The 18580-nt window shown below is 64.1% G+C and carries 17 protein-coding genes; 11 read left to right on the top strand and 6 right to left on the bottom strand.

The genetic code is table 11. The annotated features are described in order from the left end of the window. The first annotated feature begins 122 nt into the window (after positions 1 to 122). From GDIA_RS00915 to GDIA_RS00875, 10 genes are all read left to right on the top strand, one after another. Positions 123 to 725, top strand: coding sequence for a YjbE family putative metal transport protein (locus tag GDIA_RS00915; RefSeq protein ID WP_043458581.1), 603 nt, complete (start codon positions 123 to 125; stop codon positions 723 to 725). Between the two features lie 40 nt (positions 726 to 765). Beyond that, positions 766 to 2787, top strand: coding sequence for a lytic transglycosylase domain-containing protein (locus GDIA_RS00910; protein WP_012552992.1), 2022 nt, complete (start codon positions 766 to 768; stop codon positions 2785 to 2787). Beyond that, a complete protein-coding gene (locus tag GDIA_RS00905) occupies positions 2784 to 3263 on the top strand; it encodes a phosphatidylglycerophosphatase A family protein (RefSeq protein WP_012552991.1) in 480 nt (159 codons plus the stop codon). The genes GDIA_RS00910 and GDIA_RS00905 overlap by 4 nt, the downstream gene beginning before the upstream one ends. Positions 3264 to 3291: 28 nt before the next feature. Then, positions 3292 to 3789 (top strand): CinA family protein, encoded by a 498-nt coding sequence (locus GDIA_RS00900; RefSeq protein ID WP_186440593.1) that lies wholly within the window; start codon positions 3292 to 3294, stop codon positions 3787 to 3789. A gap of 203 nt (positions 3790 to 3992) precedes the next feature. Beyond that, complete coding sequence (locus GDIA_RS18920) at positions 3993 to 4145, top strand: hypothetical protein (protein ID WP_012225596.1); 153 nt, start codon at positions 3993 to 3995, stop codon at positions 4143 to 4145. 179 nt (positions 4146 to 4324) lie between these two features. Beyond that, positions 4325 to 6643, top strand: coding sequence for a TonB-dependent receptor (locus tag GDIA_RS00895; protein WP_012552989.1), 2319 nt, complete (start codon positions 4325 to 4327; stop codon positions 6641 to 6643). A gap of 337 nt (positions 6644 to 6980) precedes the next feature. Then, a complete protein-coding gene (locus tag GDIA_RS00890) occupies positions 6981 to 8618 on the top strand; it encodes a methyl-accepting chemotaxis protein (protein WP_012552988.1) in 1638 nt (545 codons plus the stop codon). A gap of 111 nt (positions 8619 to 8729) precedes the next feature. Then, on the top strand, positions 8730 to 9566 hold the full coding sequence (locus tag GDIA_RS00885) for an IS5-like element ISGdi1 family transposase (RefSeq protein ID WP_012222260.1): 837 nt from the start codon (positions 8730 to 8732) through the stop codon (positions 9564 to 9566). 77 nt (positions 9567 to 9643) lie between these two features. Continuing rightward, entirely contained in the window at positions 9644 to 10987 is a 1344-nt protein-coding gene (locus tag GDIA_RS00880; RefSeq protein WP_012223140.1) for an IS1182-like element ISGdi13 family transposase, read from the top strand. A gap of 256 nt (positions 10988 to 11243) precedes the next feature. Further along, complete coding sequence (locus tag GDIA_RS00875) at positions 11244 to 12440, top strand: IS256-like element ISGdi8 family transposase (protein WP_012226942.1); 1197 nt, start codon at positions 11244 to 11246, stop codon at positions 12438 to 12440. Here GDIA_RS00875 and GDIA_RS00870 read toward each other — a convergent pair. Beyond that, entirely contained in the window at positions 12368 to 13249 is an 882-nt protein-coding gene (locus tag GDIA_RS00870; protein WP_407635497.1) for an IS5 family transposase, read from the bottom strand. The genes GDIA_RS00875 and GDIA_RS00870 overlap by 73 nt on opposite strands. 138 nt (positions 13250 to 13387) lie before the next feature. On the opposite strand from GDIA_RS00870, the gene GDIA_RS00865 reads away from it, so the two are divergent. After that, entirely contained in the window at positions 13388 to 13591 is a 204-nt protein-coding gene (locus GDIA_RS00865; RefSeq protein ID WP_012552987.1) for a TOBE domain-containing protein, read from the top strand. A gap of 115 nt (positions 13592 to 13706) precedes the next feature. Here GDIA_RS00865 and GDIA_RS00860 read toward each other — a convergent pair whose 3' ends face one another. The 5 genes from GDIA_RS00860 to GDIA_RS00840 form a co-directional block, all read right to left on the bottom strand. After that, positions 13707 to 14033 carry a hypothetical protein gene (locus GDIA_RS00860; protein ID WP_012552986.1) on the bottom strand — a complete coding sequence of 109 codons (327 nt, stop codon included), beginning with the start codon at positions 14031 to 14033 and terminating at the stop codon, positions 13707 to 13709. A gap of 53 nt (positions 14034 to 14086) precedes the next feature. Continuing rightward, the gene (locus tag GDIA_RS00855) at positions 14087 to 14581 is read right to left on the bottom strand and encodes a type II toxin-antitoxin system RatA family toxin (RefSeq protein ID WP_012225586.1); all 495 of its coding nucleotides are present in this window, start codon (positions 14579 to 14581) and stop codon (positions 14087 to 14089) included. Continuing rightward, positions 14581 to 15570, bottom strand: coding sequence for a lipoyl synthase (lipA, locus tag GDIA_RS00850; RefSeq protein ID WP_012552985.1), 990 nt, complete (start codon positions 15568 to 15570; stop codon positions 14581 to 14583). The genes GDIA_RS00855 and lipA overlap by 1 nt, the downstream gene beginning before the upstream one ends. Before the next feature lie 305 nt (positions 15571 to 15875). Beyond that, on the bottom strand, positions 15876 to 17285 hold the full coding sequence (gene lpdA / locus GDIA_RS00845; RefSeq protein WP_012225582.1) for a dihydrolipoyl dehydrogenase: 1410 nt from the start codon (positions 17283 to 17285) through the stop codon (positions 15876 to 15878). 12 nt (positions 17286 to 17297) lie between these two features. Continuing rightward, the gene (locus GDIA_RS00840; protein WP_012225580.1) at positions 17298 to 18572 is read right to left on the bottom strand and encodes a pyruvate dehydrogenase complex dihydrolipoamide acetyltransferase; all 1275 of its coding nucleotides are present in this window, start codon (positions 18570 to 18572) and stop codon (positions 17298 to 17300) included. Positions 18573 to 18580 lie beyond the last annotated feature (8 nt).

Below are 18580 nucleotides of genomic sequence, written 5' to 3'. Positions count from 1 at the left end.
GCCGATTTCCGCCGCCGCGTCTCCCTTGGAAAACGCGCCCCCCTTGCGGCGGCGTCGCGCCGGTGGTCAACATCGCCCGTCGGGCGTCCGGGGGCGCCCCCTGATATCACAGGAGCGATGTCCTGGACCTTTCCGCACTTGCGTCGTTTCTCCAGGTCGTCCTGATCGACCTGACGCTGGCAGGCGACAATGCCGTCGTCATCGGACTGGCGGTTCGCGGCCTGCCTGCCACGCAACGGCAGCAGGCCATCCTGGTCGGCGTGGCGGCGGCGGCGCTGATCCGCGTCGGGCTGGCGCTGGTCGCCGTGCGGCTGCTGGCGATCATCGGCCTGACCCTGGCGGGCGGAATCCTGCTGCTGTGGGTCTGCTGGCGGATGTTTCGCGAACTGCGCGGGCCGCAGGGCACGCACGATGCCGAGGCGGCATCGCAGGGGACGGCGCGTCCCGGGGCGCTCCGTTCCGCCATCGTGCGCATCGTCGTGGCCGACCTGTCGATGAGCCTGGACAACGTCCTGGCCGTGGCCGGTGCGGCGGGCCGGCATATCTGGGTCCTGGTCAGCGGACTCGCGATTTCGGTGCTGATGATGGCGGTCGCGGCCGCGATGATCGCCCGCCTGCTGGAACGCTATCGCTGGATCGCCTGGGTCGGACTGCTGATCGTGCTGGGCGTCGCCGTCGAACTGATCGTCAAGGGGGGCGGCGAGGTCTGGCACTCCGTGTCATAATGGCGCACGATCGTTCCTGGTAACCGAAGCATATCCGGTCATGAGGCGTCTTCTCCCCTTCTTTCCCCTTCCCGTTCTCGCCTGCCTGGCGCTGCTGGGCGGGTCGGCGCGTGCCGATTCATCCGGCCTGCCGGAACCGCCCCGGTCGGTGCCGTCCGATGCGGTCGTCCCCCCTGCGGTGCCGGATGGGACATCGGATGCGGTCGCGGCGCGGGTGGATACGTATCTGCGCCTGCTCTCGCCCCTTGGTGGCGATATCGACGAGTACCTGTCCTTCCTGGACCAGACCCCGACCTGGCCGCGCCGCGCGGTCATGCTGGGCCGCCTGCAACGGCTGATGGCGGTGGCGGCCCCGGGCGTGCCCGGGATGGCGCAGGCCTGCGCCACCCTGACCCTGACCTATGCCCCCGCCCTGGCGGCCTGTGCCCGCCAGCCGGTTCCCGCCCCCGACCTGCCGGCCCGCGCGCGCCATGCCTGGACCGAGGGCGTCGACCAGATGGAGGACGAAGCCGCGTTTCTGGCCGCGTTCGCCCCCGTCCTGACCCCGGCCGACCAATGGCATCGCTTCATGCGGCAGGAACTGACGGGGCATCTGGATGCCGCCCAGCGACAGGTGGCGCGCGTGGATATCGGCCGTCAGGCCCTAGCCCGGGCGCGCCTGTCGCTACGGATGGGCTGGTCGGATACCCCCGCCCTGCTGGCGCTGGTTCCCCCTGCCCTGTCCGACGATCCGGTGCTGGTGCTGGACCGGATTCGCTGGCTGCGCCGGTCCGGGCAGGCCGACCTCGCCGCCGCGCTGTGGGCCCAGTCGGGGCCGGCGGCAGAGCAGCGCGTGGCGGATCCCGCCTTCGCGGCCGCCATAAAGGCCGCCTTCTGGGCGGAACGCGACGCCCTGGCCCACGACATGATGCTGGCCGGCCGGGACAAGGAAGCCCTGGCCCTGGCCACGGCTTCCGACGACATGGCGCCCACGGACCGTAACGCGGCGCGGTTCCTGTCGGGCTGGATCCTGCTGCAGCACGATCATGACCCGCATGCCGCGCTGGCCCGGTTCCGCCCGCTGTGCGACGCGTCGTCGCTGCTGACGCGCAGCCGGGGCCTGTACTGGACCGGCCGTGCCCTGTCGGACCTGGGCGACCGGGATGGTGCCCGCACCGCCTGGGGGCAGGCTGCCGCCCTGCCCGGCACCTTCTATGGCCAGATGGCGGCATCCCGGCTGGCAGGGGACACGGCCAGCCCCCTGCTGTTCCCCGAGCGATCGGGCGACCTGGTGCGGTCGCGGCTGGGCGCCATTCCGGGGCCGGTCTGGACCCCGGACGACAAGGCGCGTTTCGATGCCAGCGACCTGGTGCAGGCCGCCCGGCTGCTGGCCGCACGGCATGATTTGGGTCATGCGCGCGATTTCCTGCTGTTGCAGGATACGCGGACAGGCGGGACCGCCGGCCACGTCCTGGCCGCGACGCTGGCGCTGCAGCTCGGCCTGCCGGATGTCGCGGTGTCGATCGCCCGCCGCGCGGGGCGCGAGGGCACGGCATTGCTGCCCTTGGGCTGGCCCGTCCCGTTCTCACCAGCCTTGTCCTCGGTCCCTGGCGAGGGGCTGCCCCCCGGTTTCCTGATGGCCGTGATCCGGCAGGAAAGCGGGTTCGATCCCGGCATCGTCAGCCCGGCCGGCGCCTATGGCCTGATGCAGCTTATGCCGGCGGCGGCGCGGGACGTGTCGCGGCAGGCCCGGCTGGCGACCGGTCCGCTGACCGGCGCGCGCCTGACGGACCCGGACCTGAACATACGTATCGGCAGCGCCTACCTGGTGCGGCTGATGCAGAAATTCGGCGGCGCGGTGCCCTATGTGCTGGCGGCTTACAATGCCGGGCCCCACCGGGCGGACGAATGGCTGGCCCTGCTGGGCGATCCGGCACGAGGCACGCCCACGGCCGACGCCATGCTGGACTGGATCGAAAGCATTCCGTTCGCGGAAACCAGAAGCTATATCCAGCGCGTGGAAGAAAACATGGCCATCTACCAGGCGCTGGCCGCCTCCGCCCAGGCGGAGGCCGCGCCATGACCCCGTCCCGGCTGATCGCCAGCTTCGGCGGGTGCGGGTTTTCGCCCTTCGCGCCCGGCACGGTCGGGTCTTTGGCCGCGCTGGCGTGCGGGCTGGGGCTGCTGGCCCATCCGCTGGCCCTGGCCGTGGCGATCGTGCTGTGCTGCGCGATCGGATACGTCGCCACCGCCCGCGCCAGCGGGGGCGTGGACCATGGCTGGATCGTGATCGACGAGGTCGCGGGCATGTGGATCACCATGTTCCCCCTGTCCCTGCCCCCCACCCCGGTCCATCCCTGGACGCCCGACCGGATCGGCGTGCTCTGGCTGGTTCTGGCCTTCGCGCTGTTTCGCCTGTTCGACATCACCAAGCCCGGTCCGGTCGGCTGGTTCGACCGCCGCCACGACGCCGTGGGCATCATGGGTGACGATATCGTGGCCGGCCTGATCGGGGCCTTCATCCTGGCCGCGATACGCTGCCTGATCGTCATGACCTGAACGGGAAAGCGAGGACCCCATGACGTCCATGCTGGATGGCACCGTCCTGACCCAGGCGGCCGAAACGCTGGACCGGCTGCGGCAAGCGGGGCTGCAGGTCGTCACGGCCGAAAGCTGCACCGGCGGACTGGTCGCCGCCGCCCTGACCCATCACGCGGGGTCATCCGACATGGTCCAGGGCGGATTCATCACCTATTCCAACGATATGAAGACCGCCCTGCTGGGCGTGGCGCCGGCGCTGCTGGCGCGCCATGGCGCGGTCAGCGCCGAAGTCGCGGCCGCGATGGCCGAAGGCGCGTTGTCCCGCGCCCCCCATGCCGCGATCGCGGTGTCCATCACCGGCATCGCGGGCCCCGGCGGCGGTTCGGCAAGCAAGCCGGTCGGCCTGGTCTGGTTCGGGACGGCCCGCCGGGGCGGACAGACACGCACCCTGTCGCGTCATTTCGGCGGCGACCGGACCGCCGTTCGGCAACGGGCCGTAGTCCAGGCGCTGGACCTGATCCTGCAGCGCATCGGCACGGAATAATCGATAACGCGACTCGCCTTATGGAACAGAAGGCGGTGTCGAAAGACGAAATCGTGTCAAAAGCGACGCCATGACGACATACGCCAATATTGTCTGAGAACCGACAATGAAAGGGGCGTTTGTCGGTTTTGTTGCAGAGACGCCGGCCCTCCCGTCGTATCGGACAAGGATCGACCGGCCGGCACATCGATTGCGCCTTTGGCATGGCTATTGCGGTCGACCTGACAGTCGTCATGGGTGCGAAACCGATCGGCGATCATATCAGTATTCGCATCGCCACGTCGGTGGCCGGAGGAAGTTCGAGCGCAAAGACAAAAATAGTTGCAGAAAAACAAGAGGATCAGGGAATTGGGTAGGATATTTACCCAATAAATATCATGCCTTGCGATTCAATACAGAACAATAATGGTCCTGTTTGTATTGAAACTTCCAAATATTCGCGGTCGATAATATACGAACGGATATGGACATCCGGTTAACTCGTCTATATCCGTTCGTATATCGACATATGGCAAGCACCCGGGAGGCGCATGGGATGAGCAGGAAAGATCGAAAAGGCGGGCAACCATTTACCATGGCTGGAGTTGGCCTCGTCCTGCTCTCTTCCGTATCGCAGGCTGCTGAAAGTAAATCGACAACCAAGCCCCGTCCCGTCCTGTCCGGCCCGCAGCAGCATGCCTCGGCACCCAAATCCAAGCCCGCGGCTCCAGCCACACCTGTCCCGACGGCACAACATATCCTGGTTACGGGGCGCACCGTTTCCGGTGCCACAGCCGATTACAACAAGAAGACGGCCTATCTCGGTCCCCTTGGCAACAGGAGCATTTTGGATACGCCGATGTCGATCCAGTCCGTGCCGCACGATGTCATGGTCAATCAGCAGACGCGCAACCTGAACGACCTGATGGGCTACATGTCTTCGGTGCAGCTGGAAGTGCGCGGCGACCCGAACACCAGTCGCCCGCAATCGCGCGGTTTCGAGGCCGATGTCATCGCCAATACCCGCCTCGACGGGCTGAATATCGTTTCGACCACGCCGTACGCCGCCGAAATGTTCGAGGACGTGCAGGTTCTCAACGGTGTGGCCGGTGCGCTCTACGGGGCGCAGAACCCGGCCGGCACCTTCGCCTTCTCGACAAAACGTCCGACCGATACTCCGATCAATCGCCTGACCGTCGGCGTCGATTCAATCGGCACGCTGATGGAAAATGCCGACGTGTCCGGCCGGATCGGCAAGAACAAGTGGTTTGGTTACCGGATCAACCTGTTGCATGGCGACGGCACGACCTATGTGCAGAACAGTTGGATGCGCCGCAACCTGGTCAGCGCGGATTTCGACATCCATTTCGATCCGGACACGGTCCTGGAACTCGACGCTTCCCACTATACCTATGTTCAGCGTGGAACGACGCCGGGATTCAACCTTGCGTATAACGCGACGTCGCTTCCGCCGGCGCCCGATCTCAGCAAGCCCAACCTGGGGCAGGACTATGCCGGTTACAATATGGAAACGAACCTGTTCATGGCGAAGATAAAACATACCATCAACAGGGACTGGAGCTTCACCCTCGGGGGCAACTACGAGGATTCGATCCGCCAGGTCTTCAGCAACACCAATACCCTGACGACCGGGCCTGTCGGTGAATATACCCAGACCATCGCGGCGGCGGTCACCGCCAACGATTTCCGCTCCGGCGCCAATCTTGCCTACGTCAACGGGCACTTCCACACCGGTTTCATCACGCATGATATCGTGGCCGGCACGAACGGCTACATGATGGGCAATTACAATCCCACGCAGGGCGAGACGATTGCCCTGGGCAAGTCCAACATGTATTCGCCATCCGTCCTGTCCGGGTCGCAGCCCTATTATCACGGGCGTTATGAATCGGCCTATATCCGCAACCAGGCGATGATCCTGGGCGACACCCTGCACCTGGACCGCCACTGGTCCATCGTCGGCACGCTGACCTGGAACTGGCTGAGCCAGGATAATCGCTCAACGAAGTCAAGGACGGTCAAGGACGGCAACACCACCTATTCGTACACCACGCCGCTCGGCTGGACGAGCAAGCATATCGACGGGGCCTTCAGCCCGATGGCGAGCCTGGTGTACAAGCCCGCCGAAAACCAGACGGCCTATTTCACCTATGGCCGCGCCATCCAGGCGGGTGTCCAGGCACCGGCGTCCGCCGCGAATGCGAACCAGATGACCCAGCCGTTCCGCAGCGAGGAATATGAGGTCGGCTACAAGATCAGCTATCAGAAGATGCTGTTCAGCGTCGCGGGATTCCGCATGAATCGCCCTTACGCCTATCAGGACGCGAACGGATATTTCGGCACCTTCGGCATGCAGACCAACTATGGCGTCGAGGTCCAGGCGCAGGGACGCATCACGCCCGACCTGTCCGTCCTGGCCGGCATGACCTGGCTTGACGCCGAACTGGGCGGTACCGGCAATGCCGCCACCAATAACAAGGAGGTCGTGGGCGCCCCGCCGGTCCAGGCGAACATCCTGCTGGATTACCGGCTGCCCATCCCGCACGGTGCCTTTGCGTCCGGCCTGGCCGTCAACGCGAATGTCCATTACACCGGTCGTCGTGCCGCCACCATAACGAATTCGGCCTATGCCGACGCATACGCCACGCTGGACCTGGGCATTCGTTATCCCTTCTTCGCGGCGCATCACCCCTGGGCGGCCCGCTTCGGCGTGACCAATGTCGCGAATACGCAGTACTGGTCATCCCTCTATCCTGCGAGCAACAACGGTTCGCTGAACAACGACACCGGGGCCAGCAGTATTTATGCCGGCCTGCCGCGCATGTTCCACTTCACGTTGGAGGCCGATTTCTGACATCCTGTCTTCCTGGCCTCGCGTTGCGTATTTTCCCGGAACACGGGGCAGGTAGATAATCGAGCATCGTTCGTCAAAAATGCTTCTATAACAAAACGTTCGATGTAGAACTTTTCGGTTTTATCAATAAACGCCGGATTCGAATCCTGTCCGGAGGGGCTACTCCAATAGGCATTGATCTAAAACAAATTTGGAAAAAATATAATTACCGCCGCGCGTTAGCAACAGATGTTTCGAAATAGAAAAATTTGTATTGTTTACAAATAAAACGTGATGGTATGATTTAAGGAACTTACCACAAGCGATTGAATTAAGTCGTATTTTCTGGATCATGTAAATGTTGGAACCGGACACGCTTGCCGACCGCCTTCAGTTTGTCAAGCTTGACTCGAAGACCAGACAAAATCTGCGCGGTATCAAATCGATCATCATGCGTGCGTTGCCGGGCGCCCTGGATAAATTTTACGATCAGGTCCGGTCTTTTCCCAAGACACGTCATTTTTTTTCCGGCCAGGCGCATATCGATGCTGCCAAGAGCCGGCAGATTGCGCATTGGGGAACGATTTCCGACGCGCGGTTCGACCAATCCTATATGGAGGCGGCCACCAGGATCGGCGAGGTTCACGCACGGGTTGGCCTGGAGCCGCGCTGGCATATCGGCGGCTATGCGCTGCTGATCGAATCCATGTTGGGTGCCCTGCTGGAAGCACGCTGGCCCAAGGCCGGCCTTGCGGCCAGAATCGGCCTGGGCGGAGGTGCCGACGTCAGGCAGGTGGCGGAGGAAGCCGGCGCGCTGGTGAAGGCCGCCCTGATCGACATGGATTATGCCATTTCCGCTTACCTCGAAGCATCGGAAACCGCCCGGCAGAAGGTCGAGGCCGACGTCCTGGCCAGGGAGCGCGGAACGGTGGTGGACCGGGTGGGCGCGGGCATGGCGGCCCTGGCCACCGGTGACCTGACATTCCGCATGTCCAGCGACGTCCCCGAGGAGTACCGCAAGCTTCAGGAGGATTTCAACGGCGCGATCGAAAGCCTGCAGACCACGATGCAGGCGATCGACACCAACGCGCAGGCCGTTCGCACCGGATCGGACGAAATCCGGCAGGCGTCGGACGACCTGGCACGACGGACCGCGCAGCAGGCGGCCAGCCTCGAACAGGCCGCCGCCACGCTCGACGGCATCACCACCACGGTCCGCAGGTCGGCCGAGGATGCGGGCCAGGCGCGCCATATGGCGACGGTCGCGAAAACCGACGCCGAGCGTTCCGGGGACGTCGTGCGCCAGACCGTGACGACCATGAGCGGGATCGAGGCATCGTCCAGGCAGATCGGCAGCATCATCGGCATCATCGACGAGATCGCTTTCCTGACCAACCTGTTGGCGGTCAATGCCGGGGTCGAGGCGGCCCGGGCCGGAGATGCCGGCCGCGGCTTCGCCGTGGTGGCGACGGAGGTGCGTGCCCTGGCGCAGCGTTCCGCCGAAGCGGCAAAGGAAATCAAGGAGTTGATTTCGGCGTCCGGCCGGCAGGTGACGACCGGCGTGAAGCTGGTTGGCGAGACCGGCAAGGCGCTGGACCGTATCGTCGAACAGGTTAGCCGCCTGAACGTCCTGGTGACGGATATAGCGATCTCCTCCGCGAACCAGGCGACAGGGTTGAACGAGGTCAATGACGCCGTGAACCAGATGGACCAGGTGACGCAACAGAACGCCGCAATGGTGGAGCAATCCGCCGCTGCCAGCCGCAGCATGGCCAATGAGGCGGAAGATCTGGCGCGTCTGGTCGAGCAGTTCCAGACCGGTCACAGCCAGGCGTTTCAGACCGCCTCGCGGACCGGGCCCGCACCTGCGGCGAGCCTCTGGCAGGACGAGGAGTCATCGGCCTACATGCCGGCTGCGTCTTCCCGTTCCGCGGCGGGGGGCAATGTCCTGTCCTTTCCTGCTGCAAAAGGCGCGGATGGCTGGGACGAATTCTGAAAGCGGATTACATTCATGCCCTTCCATGAGATATCTAAGAGCCCGATCCGAAAGTTTTTGAACAATACCAGCCTGTTGTGATTCATCCGTCTTTGCGAAGAGATGGAGTGAATGGTGACATGGACTGGTATTGCCCGACGTGAACATAGCCGGGAAGGGTTGCGATATCCATCGGATATGACGGACGGGGAGTGGGCTTTGATCATGCCATTTGTACCCCCGGCGAAACGGGGCGGTCGCCCCCGCACTACGGATATGCGCGAGGTGGTCAACGCGATGCTCTACATAGCCTCGGCCGGGTGTGCGTGGCGCCTGCTGCCGAAATGCTTTCCGCCGGTCTCGACCGTCAGGCGCTATTTTTACGCCTGGCGTGGTGCCGGAGTGTTCGAAGTCATGAATACGGTGCTGGTCATGAGCCTGCGCGAGATCGAGGGGCGTGAAGCCTCTCCGAGCGCGGGCGTGATTGACAGCCAGTCGGTGAAAACCACGGAAAGTGGCGGGCTTTCGGGCTATGACGCGGGGAAGAAGGTCAAGGGCCGCAAGCGCCATATTGTGACGGATACCTGCGGCTTCCTGATCTTTCTCCTCGTTCATGCCGCCGACATCCAGGACCGTGATGGGGCTGTTGATGTCCTGGCAGCGATACGCAGGCGCTTTCCCTGGCTGCGCCACATCTTCGCTGATGGCGGCTATGCTGGCGACAAATTGCGATCCGCGCTCGCCTCCATGGGAAAATGGACCCTTGAAATCATCAGGCGGTCCGATACGGCGAAGGGCTTTCAGATCCTGCCGCGCCGCTGGGTGGTTGAACGGACATTCGCATGGCTGGGACGGTGCAGGCGGCTCGCCAAAGACTGGGAACAATCCATTGCTTCCTCAACCGCATGGACATTGATCGCCTCGATCCGAATGCTCACACGACGGACAGCAAGGCATTGTCACGGTTGAAGAACTTTCGGATCGGGCTCTAAGCAGGCTGTCGGGTTGGGGTACCTGGCTCTGGCGATCTGCGGTAAGCTTTCAGGATGAGCAGCTTCATTCCGTTTGATCGATCGCAGCCGTATCTTCTGCCGCCGGATCTGAAGTCATGGCTGCCGTCGGACGATGTGGCGCATTTCATCGTGGCGGCGGTAGAGCGGGTGCCGTTGAGGGCATTTTCCGTTCCTGTGCGGACTGGCGGCAAGGCGCAGTATCATCCGCGCCTGATGCTGGCGCTGCTGATTTACGCCTATGCGAACGGCGTGTTCTCATCGCGTCGGATCGAACGGGCGACATATCGTGATATCGGTATGCGCTTTGTGGCGGCGAACCTGCATCCTGACCATGACACGATCGCGACGTTCCGGCGCGGCAACCGCACGGCGATCGAGGCAGCGTTCATGCATGTACTCCTGCTGGCACGCGAGACGGGACTGGTGCGGCTTGGCACGGTGTCGATCGACGGCACGAAGATCGATGCCAATGCCTCGAAATACCGTTCCATTCGTTATGATCGCGCGAAAGAGCTGCGCGAGAAACTGGCCACCGATATCTCCACCCTGATGGAACGGGCAGAGGCGGCGGATACAACCGATGTGGATCATCAGGCGTTGCCGGAGGAACTGGCCCGGCGGGAGGCTCTGAAGGCAAAGCTGGATGAAGCCTGTGCGCGACTGGAGGCGGAAGCCCGCGAGCAGGCCAAGACCGCCCGACCAGAATATGAGCGCAAGAAGGCAGCTTTTGATGCGAAGCGGGGACGGCGCGGTCGGCCGCCGAAAGAACCGGACGATGAACCGCCACCAGACCGGCAGATCAACCTGACCGATCCGGACAGCAAGCTGATGCGCCGCTCCGACGCGCATGAATACCGGCAAGCCTACAATGCCCAGGCCGTGGTTTGTGCCGAGGGCAGCCAGTTGATCTTGGAAAATGGCGTCGTTGCGACGACGGCGGACGCGCCCAGCTTCGCCGCCACCATCCTGGGTATGGAGGAGAGGATCGGCCTGCCACGAACCGTCCTCGCCGACACGGGTTTCGCCAGCGGCAAAGCCGTCGAAACGTTGCAGGCCAGCGGCGTGGACCCGCTGGTCGCCATCGGACGCCCTGTGAATCGGCGCCCTTATGACTTCCGGCCAGAACCGCCACCCAGGGAGCCGCGCCGGATCACCGAGCCCTGGCGCCTGGAAATGAAGGCCAGGCTGCAACAGAACCCGGCAAAAGCCCTTTACGCCTTACGCAAGCAGACCGTCGAACCGGTCTTCGGTATCATCAAGAGCGCCATGGGCTTCACCCGTTTCCATCTCCGTGGCCTCCCCAACGTCGCAACAGAATGGACGCTCGTCGCCCTCGCATATAATTGCCGTAGGATCACGCGACTGACGGCCGCATAAACGCCGTCGTCGCCATCACTCATCACTACGGCAGCGCCCAATCCGACAGCCTGCTAAGAGCCTGTTTGGAAAGTCATGGATGAGCGTTTCTTCGGGTGAGATTGGCGCCCATGGCGACGAAGATCATGGCCTGTGAGACATCGATGCGACGCGGCTGTGTCCCGAGGTGTGGTGTAGGAGCGAGTCTGGCTGCTGAGGCGGCCATCGCCGGTCTTTGATAGGGTTCGGGTGCGAACTGAACCTGAAGGACCTGACGATGACCGACGAGAAGATGGCGCTGCTGGAGCTTGTGGAGCAAGCGTCGGATGGCGATTTTGTTCGTGAGATGCTGGCGTTCGCTGCCGATCGGATGATGGAGATGGAGGTTGAGGCCCGGACCGGTGCGCCGCTTGGCGCGCGTTCGGCCTCCCGCTCGACCCAACGCAACGGCTACCGCGCTCGGAACTGGGACACCCGGGCGGGCACGGTGGAGCTTGCGATCCCGAAGCTACGCAAGGGCAGCTATTTCCCGACCTTCCTGGAGCCGCGGAAAACGGCGGAAAAGGCACTGCTGGCGGTCATCCAGGAAGCCTACGTCCAGGGTATTTCCACGCGATCGGTCGATGATCTCGTCCGCGCGATGGGCGCCGGGGGCATCTCCAAAAGCCAGGTCAGTCGTCTGGTGGGCGAGATCGACGAACGGGTCAACAGCTTCCTGTCTCGGCCGATCGAGGGCGAATGGCCGTATCTCTGGATCGACGCCACCTATCTGAAACTGCGCCAGGGTGGCCGGATTGTCTCGATTGCCGTGATAATCGCCGTGGGCGTAAATACGGACGGCCGTCGTGAGGTGCTCGGCGTGGCGACGGGACCGTCCGAAGCGGAAGCGTTCTGGACGGATTTCCTGCGCTCCCTGGCCGATCGCGGCCTGCGCGGCGTGAAGTTGGTGGTGGCCGACGCGCATGCCGGACTGCGGGCCGCGGCCGGTCGCGTGTTCAATGCGACCCTGCAACGCTGCCGGGTGCACTGGCTGCGCAATGCGCTCGCCCATGCCCATGCGAAGCAGCGTCCTGCCATCTCGGCCCTGTTGCGCACGATCTTCACGCAGGAAACCGCCGAGGATGCGTCACGCCAATGGCGGCACGTCACCGACAAGCTGCGCGAAGGCTTTCCGAAGCTGGCCGAATTCATGAAGCGGACGGAAGTGGACGTGCTTGCCTACATGGGCTTTCCTCGGGAGCATTGGACGCAAATCTCGTCGACGAACCCGATCGAGCGGGTGAACAGGGAGATCAAGCGTCGCTGCGACGTCATCGGCATTTTCCCCAACGATGCCGCCATTATCCGCCTCGTCGGCGCGCTGATGCTCGAACAGAACGACGAGTGGGCGGTCTGCCGACGTTACATGACGCTGGAAGGACTGGCCGCCATCAGCCATAATCCCACAATCAGCCTGCCCGCCGTGGCCGCCTGATAACCTCGAACCCTTCGAGGAACGGTGCTCCTACACCACACCTCGGGACACAGCCTGCGACGCTCGTAATCGCGCACGAGGCGTCGCCATCGGGTCATCCATCCGAAGGTTCGCTCCACGACCCAGCGCCGGGGGAGAACCTCAAAGCCTTTCGCTCCGTCCCTGCGACGGATCACCTCGACGACGAAGTCCAGGTAGGCAGCCTTGTCCATCAACTGGAGCCGGTCATAGGCACCGTCCGCGAATAGATGCTTGACCCACGGCCAGCGCTTGCGGATCGCGTCCAGGATCATCTGCGCTCCGGCGCTGTCGGAGATGTCCGCCGGCGTCAGGTTGACCATCAGCAGGCGTCCGTCCGTATCCACGGCGATATGCCGCTTGCGCCCGACAATCTTCTTTCCAGCGTCGTAACCTCTTGTTTTCGCGTGCGGCGCCTTGATGCTCTGGCTGTCGATCACTCCGGCCGAAGGGCTGGCTTCACGGCCCGAGCGCTCCCGGTCAAGCATCAGTTCCACATCATGAATGGTCTGGAACAGGAACCGCCGGGCCAATTCCCTGAACCAACCATAGACCGTACGCCAATGCCCGAAATGGATCGGCAGCATTCGCCAGCCGCAGCCGGATCGAACCAGGTAACGAACCGCGTTGATCACCTCGCGGAATTCGATCTCGCGCGGACGCCCCGTGCGTCCCGGCTCGGGCATCAGTGGCGCGATGCGCGCCCATTCCTCCTCCGTCATATCAGACGGATAACGCTTCGTCTTGCGGGTAATCCTGGCCATGCGGCCTCTCTGCTCTGGCGTCCACATCCAGAGCTTGAATCACACTTCAGCGACTTTCCAAACAGGCTCTAAATACGTGGAATTAAATATCCTGATATTATTATGATTGATGGGGCTGTATTTTTTGGAATAAAATAAAGCGTATTCCAAGGGAGGAGACAGACGATGAAAATAAGTGCACGCAACCAGATTTCCGGCAAGATAACCGAGATCATCAAGGGTGCTACCACGTCGCATGTTGGTATCGACATCGGCGGAAAGGTCATTACGGCCTCGATTACCAACGAAGCCGTGGCCGACCTGAAGCTCAAGGTCGGCGAGCACGCAACGGCCATCATCAAGGCGTCCGACGTGATGGTCGGTGTCTAAAACACGTTGTGATCGGTTACTTTATGCGATTGGGTCGTCGACCCAATCGCAATCGGCTCCGGATGGAGCGTGAGGACCGCGCATACCGGTCACGGACCAGGATGCGCGGCCAGGATCAGTAACCGTTCGACGGATTGGGCATCGACGGCGCGGGGGCGGCCGGCGGGGCCGTGACGCCCGTTCCCGCCGGAACGGTGGGGGACGGCATGGCGGATGTGCCGCCCATGGGCGCGGCGGGTGACGTCGGCGTGCCGGCGCGGGCGGCGTCCAGGCTCTTGGCGTTCAGGTCTTCGGTCGTGTTGGACCCTTTTTGGTTCATTTTCATTTTATGGTCCGCATGGTGTTCCCCATGGCGGCCCTTGTGATGATGCGTGGCGGCAAACGCCGGGGCGGTGGCAACGACCACCACAGCGAGAAACGCAGCGCCAAGGGACATCTTCATCAGCATTGCTCCTTCAACCAGACGGACAGGTCCAGACGGAAATGCAACGTCCGTCAGGCACTTCCGGTTCCGGCGGGCTGCGCATGGGCCGGTTGCGCCAGCGTGGTGCGGGTGACGGGCGGACCGTACACCTCACGCGCGCGGCGAATGAAGGCCGAGACCATCAGGCGCACCGCCTCGTTGAACACCACGCCGATCGCGGCCTGCAGCAGGCGCGAACGGAATTCGAAATCGACGAAGAAATCGACCTGGCACCCCCGCTCGTCCGGGGTGAAGGTCCAGACATTGTTCAGGTAGCGGAACGGCCCCTTCTCGTAGCGCACGCGGATGCGCGACGGGCGTTCCAGATCCACCCGGCTGGTGAAGGTTTCGCGAAACGGACCGAAGCCGATCGTCAGGTCCGCGACCAGTTCGCTGGCGGTGCGGGTTCGCACCCGGGCATTGACGCACCAGGGCAGGAAATGCGGGTATTTGCCGACATCGGCCACCAGGTCGAACAATTGCTCCACCGAATAGGCAATCAGACGGCGTTCCGCATGTGTCGGCATCAGGGGGTCTCCGTCCCGACGCGCGATGCGGCCAGTCGGGCCTCGCGCGCGGCGCGCAGTTCCGCGAAGTCGGAATCGGCGTGATAGGACGACCTTGTCAGGGGCGAGGCGCTGACCTGCAGGAAGCCCTTGGCGCGCGCCATCGCGGCATAATCGGCAAATTCGTCGGGGGTGACGAAATCCCGGACCGCCGCATGCTTCACCGTCGGCTGCAGATACTGCCCCATGGTGATGAAATCGACATCGGCCACGCGCAGGTCGTCCATGACCTGCAGGATTTCCGCCCGTTCCTCGCCCAGTCCGACCATCAGGCCGGATTTGGTGAAGATCGACGGGTCCAGGCGCTTCACATCGTCCAGCAGGCGCAGGGACTGGTAATAGCGCGCGCCGGGCCGGATGCCCGGATACAGGCGCGGCACGGTTTCCAGATTGTGATTGAAGACATCGGGACGCGCCGACACCACGACCTCCAGCGCGCCGCGCTTGCGCAGGAAATCGGGGGTCAGGATCTCGATCGTCGTCTCGGGCGCCTGCGCGCGGATCGCGGCGATGACCCGGGCGAAATGCGCAGCCCCGCCATCGGGCAGGTCGTCGCGATCGACCGAGGTGATCACCACATGCCGCAGCCCCAGCTTGGCCACCGCGTCACCCACGCGGGCAGGCTCGTCGGCGTCCAGGGGGTTGGGCATGCCCGTGGTCACGTTGCAGAAGGCGCAGGCGCGGGTGCAGATCTCGCCCATGATCATCATGGTGGCATGCCGCTGCGACCAGCATTCGCCGATATTCGGGCAGGCCGCTTCCTCGCACACCGTCACCAGATTCTGCTCGCGCATCAGGGCACGGGTTTCCTGGTAGACCGGATGGTTCGGCGCCCTGACGCGGATCCAGTCGGGCTTGCGCGCGATCGGGTTGTCCGGCCGGTGCGCCTTTTCCGGATGGCGGACGGAAACCCCGCCCTTTCTATGGTCGATCAACAGGCGCGTTGGCATGGCGGCAAACCCAGAAAAACAGCAGACAAGCAGAAGTGGAACGTTGCGGGGAACGCGTCAAGCAAACATCCCCCTTGCCCGCCCGCCCGCGATCACAAGCACAGGAGCCCCCGGCGAGAGGAGGCCGGCGGAGCGCAGTTCAGAGCCTGACCGCAAATGTGGGCTGGCGAGTGAGAGCGGCCCGCCAGGGCCGCGCCCGGCGTGTGTTTCCGCGCACCGGAGCGGAGCGGCCTTGAAGGCCGTGAGCACCGGAGCACAGGAAACGCGCGTAGGATCGCCGCCAGCGCGCATTTGCGGGCAGGCTTTCAGATATGCAGCGCCCCGTCATAGGCCGCCAGAACCGCCTCGTGCATCGCCTCGGATATGGTGGGGTGCGGAAAGACCGTTTCCTTCAACTCGGCGTCGGTCAGCTCCGACGTCCGGGCGATGACGTAGCCCTGGATCATTTCCGTGACCTCGGCCCCGATCATGTGCGCGCCCAGCAATTCGCCCGTCTTGGCGTCGAACACCGTCTTGACCAGGCCCTCGGGCTCTCCCATCGCGATGGCCTTGCCATTGCCGATGAAGGGAAAGCGCCCGACGCGCACCGTATGGCCCGCCGCCTTCGCCGCGGCCTCGGTCATCCCGACCGAGGCGACCTGTGGACGGCAGTAGGTGCACCCGGGAATGTTCCGCGGGTCGATCGGGTGGACGTGGCGCCCGGCGATCGCCTCGACGCACATCACGCCTTCATGGCTGGCCTTGTGCGCCAGCCATGGCGGCCCCGCGATGTCGCCGATGGCATACACCCCGGGCTCGCCGGTCCGGCAATAGGCATCGACCTTGATGTGGGTGCGGTCGACCTGGATCGCCGTGCCCTCCAGGCCGATATTCTCCACATTGCCCACGATGCCGACCGCTGAAATCACGCGATCGACCGTGATGTCGTGGGTCTTGCCGCCCGCTTCGACCGACAGGCTGACGCTGTCACCGTTCTTGCGGATCGGGCCGATCTTCGCCCCCGTCAGCAAGGTGAAACCCTGCTTGACGAAGGCCTTGTGCGCCAGCGCGCTGATCTCTTCGTCCTCGACCGGCAGGATGCGGTCCAGGACTTCGACGACCGTCACCTCGGCGCCCATGTTGCGGTAGAAGGACGCGAATTCGATGCCGATCGCGCCCGACCCCACCACCAGCAGCCGTTTCGGCATTTCGGTGGGTACCATCGCTTCGCGATAGGACCAGATCAGCTTGCCGTCCGGCTCCAGCCCCGGCAGGACCCGGGCCCGGGCCCCGGTCGCCAGGATGACGTTCGCGGCGCTCAGCGTCGCGACCGGCTTGCCGTCCTTGGTGACCTCGATCTTGCGGCGGCCGCCGGACGTGCCCGCCAGCTTGCCGAAACCGTCGAACACCGGGACCTTGTTCTTCTTCAGCAGATGCGCGACGCCGGCCGAAAGCTGGCCCGCGACCTTGCGCGAGCGTTTGACCACCTTGTCCAGGTCGAAGCGGACATTGTCGGCGGCGAAGCCGAATTCGCCCAGATTATGCAGCAGGTGGTTGATTTCCGACGACCGCAGCAGCGCCTTGGTGGGAATGCAGCCCCAGTTGAGGCAGATGCCGCCCAGGTGGTTGGCTTCGACCACGGCGGTGCTGAGCCCAAGCTGGGCCGCCCGGATGGCGGCGACATAGCCACCCGGACCGCCGCCGATGACGACGATATCGAACTCTGTCTTGCTCATGAACTGCGTTCCTCAGACCACCAGGCTCAGCGGCGATTCGACCACCGAGCGGAAGGTCGAAACCCATTCGGCGGCCAGGGCGCCGTCGACGACGCGATGATCGACCGACAGCGTCACCGTCATCACGGTGGCGATCCGGATTGCGTCGTCCTTGACCACGGCGCGCTTCTCAGCCGCCGCGATGGCCAGGATGGCGGCCTGGGGCGGATTGATGATGGCCGAGAATTCCTTCACCCCATACATGCCCATGTTCGAGATCGAGAACGATCCGCCCTGAAATTCCTGCGGCTTCAGCTTGCCGGCACGGGCGCGGGTGATCAGATCCTTCGCGTCCTCGCTGATCTCGCGCAGCGACTTGCGGTCGGCCTGGCGCACGATCGGCGTGATCAGCCCATCGGCGATCGACACGGCGACCGAGACATCGACATCGTCGTACAGGATCGTCGCGTCCTCGGTATAGGATGCATTGACCTTCGGCACCCGGCGCAGGGTTACCGCCACCGCCTTGATCAGCATGTCGTTGACCGACAGCTTGAACGCTCCCGGCCCCTCGGCCGGCGAGGCCGCGTTCAGCTTCGCCCGCAGGTCCAGCAGCGCGTCCAGTTCCACATCCATCGCCACGTAGAAATGCGGGATGGTCGACTTCGCCTCGGTCAGCCGCCGGGCGATGACCTTGCGGATGGTCGAGTTCGGCACGGCGGTATGCGGCGCCTCGATCGCTGCGGCCGGGGCGGACGGTGCCGGGGATGGTACCGGGGCCGCCACGGGCGCCGCCGTCGCGGATTCGACGTCGCGACGCACGATCCGGCCATTCGGGCCGCTGCCCTTCACGCCGGACAGGTCGATCCCCTTCTGCGCCGCGATGCGCCGCGCCAACGGCGACGCGAAGACGCGCGTGCCCTGGGCCGGAGCCGGCGCCGCGCCCTGGGGCACGGCCGGGGCGGCCGCGATCGCCGGTGCCTTGGCCTCGGAAACCGGGGCCGCCGCCACGGGAGCCGCCGCCGGAGCAGCCGCCACGGGGGCTGCGTCATCGGGAACGCTCTCGCCTTCCGCCACCACGATGGCGATCGGCGCGTTGACCTTCACCCCTTCGGTGCCTTCGGAAACCAGGATGCGGCCCAGCAGGCCGTCATCCACGGCCTCGACCTCCATCGTCGCCTTGTCGGTCTCGATCTCGGCGATCACGTCGCCGGAATGGATCGCGTCGCCTTCCTTCTTCAGCCAGCGGGACAGCTTGCCCTCGGTCATCGTCGGCGACAGCGCCGGCATCAGGATATTCACGGACATCGCGCTGC

This window comes from Gluconacetobacter diazotrophicus PA1 5, assembly GCF_000021325.1.
GTDB classification, from domain to species: domain Bacteria; phylum Pseudomonadota; class Alphaproteobacteria; order Acetobacterales; family Acetobacteraceae; genus Gluconacetobacter; species Gluconacetobacter diazotrophicus.
The sequence above is the reverse complement of the archived record's forward strand: the minus strand, read 5'-3'. Positions and strand labels throughout refer to the sequence as shown.